Origin of the sequence: Mesorhizobium sp. M7A.F.Ca.CA.002.15.2.1 (assembly GCF_003998715.1) — a bacterium.
GTDB lineage: Bacteria > Pseudomonadota > Alphaproteobacteria > Rhizobiales > Rhizobiaceae > Mesorhizobium > Mesorhizobium ciceri.
The window spans coordinates 1-3,761 of record NZ_RZPI01000568.1 but is presented as its reverse complement, the minus strand read 5'-3'; the positions used below and the strand labels follow the sequence as shown (position 1 = coordinate 3,761).

Sequence of the window (3,761 nt, the reverse complement as noted above, 5' to 3'; positions counted from 1 at the left end):
ACATAGCCCTGGCTGTCCTTGGTGTAGTCGCGCGCCATCGCATTCAGGTTGCGCCACGCCAATCCGGCATGACCGGCCGGAATTTTCCTGAAGGTGCGCGACGTCACATCGTCGAAACCGATCGTTTCGAGAGCGGCATCAGTGGCAATGCCGGCGCGTTGCGCGGACAGCAGGCCGAGATCCGCCGAGTAGGGCGACAGCGTCAGCCGCCGCTCCAAGCCTTCGCCACTGATGCTGACCGTGTCGGCTTCTTCAGCCAGGTCGAAGCTGAAGACGGCACCCGGCGCCAGTGTCCGCGCCTCCAGGACGTGCCCGTCCCCCGACACGGAGAGGGTCGCGGGTCCATCGCCGGCAACGCGCCCGCTGACGCGGCGCGGCGGCGCCAGACCGACCGGCAGCAGCATCTCCTGTGATACCATCCCGGCCGGCGAACCCGGCAGCGGCAGGAAGTGTCGGGACTGAATGTCGTTTTCGCTTTTCGCCTGCCAGCCGGGCGGCACCGAAACCACAAAGCGCCAGTTGCCCGGCTTGCGGATCACGGCCTTTCTGCTTTTCACCGACATGGGGAAATTGGCAAAGCCGGCATTGTTGGTGCGCGCGGACGCGGCGAGCTTGCCGGCTTCGTCATACAGCCGCACCATGATCCCGGCCATCGGCCGGTCTCCGGCGCCGTATTTGCCGTCGCGATCGACATCGAAATAGACGAAGGACGAGTAATTGAGCATGCCCCCGCGGCCGCTCCAGTCGGTGCGGACGGCATAGTCGGCAGCCGGATTGGTCTGCCGCCGTCCCTTGCGGCGGCTGCGCTTCCGCCACAGCCGCCAGGACACGACAGCTGCCGCAAGCACCACAAGGGCGGCGAACAGTATCTCGACAGCGCCCAAGTCAGGCATGGAGCCTCCTTTCACAGATCTCGTGGAGGATTGCGTTCATGGGCGATCCGGCTGCGTTGGAATACTTTGCCGACAGGTTATTGCATGTCGGCCAAAAGCGAACCCGGGTTTGGGACAGCGACATGCATCAAGACAAAAGACTTAAAGCGCGTTGCATGGATCCGTTCAAGCGCGACGCATGAAAGCAGTCGCCTTACTTCAATTCCACCCACACCGGCGCATGGTCGCTGGCACCGTCCTCGCCGCGCACGTCGCGGTCGATGCCGGCGGCGGTCAGGCGGCGTGCCAGTTTCTTCGACAGCAGGATGTGATCGAGCCGGAGGCCCGCATCGCGCGGCCAGCGGTTGCGGCGATAGTCCCAGAATGTGTAAAGCGTTTCCTTCGGATGCTTCTTGCGCAGGGCATCAAGCCAACCCTGGTCGAGCAGGCGCCGGAACGACGCCCGGCTTTCCGGCTGCACCAGCGCGTTGTCGTCATAGGAGCGGGTGGCGTAGATATCGCGCGGCTCGGGCACGATGTTGTAGTCGCCGGCCAGCACCACCGGCAGGCCGGTGTCGAGCAACTGTTCGGCATGCGCCTCCAGCCGCGCGTGCCAGGCGAGCTTGTAGGCGAATTTCGGGCCGGGCTGGGGATTGCCGTTCGGCGCATAGAGGCAAGCGACGACAATGCCATTCACCGCCGCCTCGATGTAGCGGCTCTGCCTGTCGGCTTCGTCGCCGGGCAAGGCATCGCGGGTCAACACGGGCTCGGCACTCCGCGCCAGGATGGCAACGCCGTTCCAGGTCGGCTCGCCCTTCCACACCGCGCCATAGCCGGCCGCCGCCAATGCCGAGCGCGGAAACTGCATGTCGCGTGCCTTCAACTCCTGCAGGCACACGACATCGGGCTTTGCCACAGCCAGCCATGTCAGCAGGTTTTCAAGCCGGCTGTTGATGTTGTTGATGTTGAAGGAGGCGATCTTCATCGCTTCAGGAAGCGATCCGACCCGACCACGCCTTGACCGTCTCGGCCAGCGTCTTCAGATGATCGGCGGTCGAAAACCCCGAAACACTCTTGCGAGGCTTGAGATCGTGGTCGCCGTCCTCCAGCCAGATCACCTCGACGCGATCGGAAAGGTCATAAGTCGCAACCTCGTCCCTGGTGCCGAACTCGTCGCGGGTGCCCTGGAAGATCAGCGTCGGTGTCTTGAGATCGGCGAGGTGTTTGGTCCGCAATTGATCGGGCTTGGCCGGCGGATGGAAGGGATAGCCGAGGCACAGCAGGCCTGAAATCTCGCCCTTGGCAAACATCTCGTCGGCGACCATCGAGGCGACGCGCCCGCCCATCGACTTGCCGCCGATGACGAGCGGGCCGGTCACGCCCTTCGCCCTGAGGTCGGCTATCGCCTTGATATATTCCGGGTTGACCGTCTCGGCCCGCGGCGGCGGCTTGCGGTGGCCGTAGCGGCGGGCAGCCATATAGTGGAACTCGAAGCGCGCGACCTGGAAGCCGGCCGCGGCCAGCGCCTTGGCGGTGGCGGTCATCGAGGGGGAATCCATCGCCGCGCCCGCGCCATGGGCGAGCAGGATGGTGACCGGGGCACTGTCGGGACCGTCGAAGAGAAAGGTGGTCATGGTCTGATGTCCTGCGCGACGGCGACGCTGCCACTCTTCCCCCTCGTGAGGGAGATGCCCGGCAGAGCAGAGGGGGGCGTGAAGAAATGCCAGCCTTCAGTCAAGCTTGCGTGCGGGAAAACGCTCCGAAATTGGCCGATCTGTTGGCGGGACAGCGCCCCCCTCTGCCCTGCCGGGCATCTCCCCCACAAGGGGGGAGATCGGCTGTCATCGCTAATCATCCCTCACCCCGCCGTACGCGCCAACTGCAGATCCACGAACTGCACGCCCTTGGCCGCCATCCGCGACCACTCGGACTCCGCATCGAGTTCGAGATAGCGCACCCACAGCCGCCGCGCCTCCGGCAGATCGCCGGCGTCGAATTCGAGCCGGGCGAGGTTGAACACCGGATCGGCATAGTTTTTGTCGAGCGCGATCGCTTTCTGCAGGTGCCTTCGCGCCGAGGCCTCGCGGCCCTGCTCGCTCATCAGCCCAGCGAGGTTGAACCAGGCCTCGACGAAGGCCGGATCGAGTTTTATCGCATTGATATAATCGTGCGCGGCGTCCGCCGCGTGGCCGCCGGCGCGCAGGCAGTTGGCGCGGTTGAAGGCGGCAATCGCATCGCTCGGATCGATGGCGAGACAGCGCTGGTAGAGTGCGGCTGCCCTATCATGGTCGCCACCCTCCTCCGCCGCTTCGGCCTCGGCAAACAACTCTTCCAGTGTGTCGTCGCCTGCCGAACCGGCGCTGCCCAAATCGAACAGAAGCTGTCCGTCGAGTTCGCTCTGGCCGCCTTCGAGGTAGATCGCATCGGCGCGCCCATGCTGCGAGCCGACATTGAGCGACTTGGCGGTCAGCGACGCCACCGGGCCGGAGCGGTGGACGGAGCGCGCGATCGCCCCCCATGTCGCGCCGCCGGCGACGAGCCCTGCATATTTGCGCGCCAGGATCAGGTCGCGGAAGGAATAGGGTTCTGCGTCATGCTCGAACGCATCGAACAGTGACAACAAATCGAGCTCGGCGCCGGATAGCCGCGATTGCTCGATCAGCGATTGCCGCGACAGCGAAGACGCCTCCGGTGCCTTCATCAGCCCGAGAAGGCGCAGGAATCCGTTCTCGCTGAGGAGCTTGTGCCCGGCCGCGCGCTCGGCGGCGACACGGCGCTCGATCTCGGCATCGCCGTTCCTGGAGAGCCCGGCCTTAGCGAGCAGCGTGCGGCCGGGCACAAGCTCCTCAGCGAGAACGGATTCCTGCGCCTTCTCGGGCTGATGAAGGC

General features: G+C 65.2%; 5 protein-coding genes. 1 reads left to right on the top strand and 4 read right to left on the bottom strand.

The genetic code is table 11. From position 1 onward, the window contains the following. Positions 1-893 (bottom strand): hypothetical protein (locus ENZ74_RS25225; RefSeq protein ID WP_127313061.1); only part of this gene is annotated, 893 nt, incomplete at its 3' end. A gap of 38 nt (positions 894-931) precedes the next feature. Here ENZ74_RS25225 and ENZ74_RS25220 point away from each other — a divergent pair. Continuing rightward, a complete protein-coding gene (locus ENZ74_RS25220; RefSeq protein WP_127224232.1) occupies positions 932-1,075 on the top strand; it encodes a hypothetical protein in 144 nt (47 codons plus the stop codon). 11 nt (positions 1,076-1,086) lie between these two features. Here the strand turns inward: ENZ74_RS25220 and ENZ74_RS25215 are convergent, their stop codons facing one another. From ENZ74_RS25215 to ENZ74_RS25205, 3 genes are all read right to left on the bottom strand, one after another. Beyond that, entirely contained in the window at positions 1,087-1,857 is a 771-nt protein-coding gene (locus tag ENZ74_RS25215; RefSeq protein ID WP_013530618.1) for an exodeoxyribonuclease III, read from the bottom strand. Between the two features lie 4 nt (positions 1,858-1,861). Further along, complete coding sequence (locus ENZ74_RS25210; protein WP_063168629.1) at positions 1,862-2,506, bottom strand: alpha/beta fold hydrolase; 645 nt, start codon at positions 2,504-2,506, stop codon at positions 1,862-1,864. A 224-nt stretch (positions 2,507-2,730) separates the two neighbouring features. Continuing rightward, a partial coding sequence (locus ENZ74_RS25205; RefSeq protein ID WP_127313060.1) for a tetratricopeptide repeat protein occupies positions 2,731-3,761 on the bottom strand: 1,031 nt, incomplete at its 5' end.

Excerpts from the sequence above, each read along its gene's own strand:
- ENZ74_RS25220 (WP_127224232.1), top strand. The coding sequence starts at position 932 with ATGGGCGATCCGGCTGCGTTGGAATACTTTGCCGACAGGTTATTGCAT.
- ENZ74_RS25215 (WP_013530618.1), bottom strand. The coding sequence starts at position 1,857 with ATGAAGATCGCCTCCTTCAACATCAACAACATCAACAGCCGGCTTGAA.
- ENZ74_RS25210 (WP_063168629.1), bottom strand. The coding sequence starts at position 2,506 with ATGACCACCTTTCTCTTCGACGGTCCCGACAGTGCCCCGGTCACCATC.